We start from the raw sequence: 1386 nt of genomic DNA on the forward strand, positions 1-1386 counted from the left end.
GCCGCTGCGCCAAGCGAAGCCGAAGCCGAAGCCGAAGCCGAAGCCGAAGCCGAAGAAATCGTTGCGCCGGTCAAGCGCCGTGGCAAGCGCAAGCCGTTGCCGGCCAACCTGCCGCGTGTCGAAGTCATCCACGACCTGCCCGAGCACGAGCTGACTTGCGCCTGTGGCGCCTGCAAACAAGTCATCGGCGAGGAGACCAGCGAACAGCTGGAGATTATCCCGATGCAGGTGCGGGTCATCCGCCATATCCGCAAGACCTACGCCTGCAAGGCCTGCGAAGCGGCGCCGCTCACTGCCGACAAGCCGGCCCAACTGATCGAGAAGAGCCTGGCCAGCCCCAGCGTGTTGGCCATGCTGCTGACCACCAAGTACGCCGACGGCATCCCGCTGTACCGCTTCGAGAAGATGCTCAGCCGCCACGGCGTCGACATACCACGCCAGACCCTGGCGCGCTGGGTGATCCAGAGCGGTGAACAGCTGCAACCGCTGCTCAACCTGCTGCGCGACAAGCTGCTCGAATACCCCGTTTTGCACTGCGACGAAACGCGCCTGCAGGTGCTGCATGAACCGGGACGCGATCCCACCGCGCAGTCCTGGATGTGGGTACAAAGCGGTGGACCACCGGATAAGCCGGTGATCCTCTTCGACTACACCGCCAGCCGCGCGCAGGAGGTGCCGCTGCGCTTGCTCGACGGCTATCGCGGCTACCTGATGACCGACGACTACGCCGGCTACAACGCCGTGGCCGCGCAAGAAGGCATCGAACGCCTCGGCTGCTGGGCGCATGCGCGGCGCAAGTTCGTCGAGGCGCAGAAAGTGCAACCCAAGGGCAAAACCGGCCGTGCCGACATGGCGCTGAACCTGATCAACAAGCTCTACGGCATCGAGCGTGACCTGAAGGACGCTTGCGATACCGAGCGCCTGGTCGCCCGTCAGCAACGCAGCCAGCCGCTGCTCGACCAGCTAAAGGCTTGGCTGGACAAAACCCAGCCGCAGGTCGCCGGGCAGACGGCGCTGGGCAGGGCGGTGAATTACCTAGCCAGCAACTGGAGAAAGCTGGTGCGCTACGTCGAAGGTGGACATCTGCCGATCGACAACAACCGCGCGGAGAACGCCATCCGCCCGTTCGTTATCGGGCGCAAGAACTGGCTGTTCAGCGACACGCCCAAGGGTGCCACGGCCAGCGCACAGATCTACAGCCTGATCGAAACCGCCAAGGCCAATGGCCAGGAGCCTTACGCCTGGCTGCGCCACATCCTCGAACGCCTGCCGGCCGCCAATAGCGTCGAGGATTACGAAGCGCTGCTGCCGTGGAATTGCTCGCCAGTGAGCGCATCCTGACAGACCCGCCCCATCAGCAGTAGGTGGGGTTTATGGAGCGGTTAC

At 64.3% G+C, this 1386-nt stretch carries 1 protein-coding gene; it reads left to right on the top strand.

What is annotated here, in order from left to right; translation table 11 throughout:
• Window positions 1-1341: IS66 family transposase (gene tnpC, locus GYA94_RS15020; RefSeq protein WP_161892608.1), on the top strand; the 1341-nt coding region annotated here is incomplete at its 5' end.
• Window positions 1342-1386 lie beyond the last annotated feature (45 nt).

Source organism: Pseudomonas juntendi (genome assembly GCF_009932375.1).
GTDB lineage: Bacteria > Pseudomonadota > Gammaproteobacteria > Pseudomonadales > Pseudomonadaceae > Aquipseudomonas > Aquipseudomonas juntendi.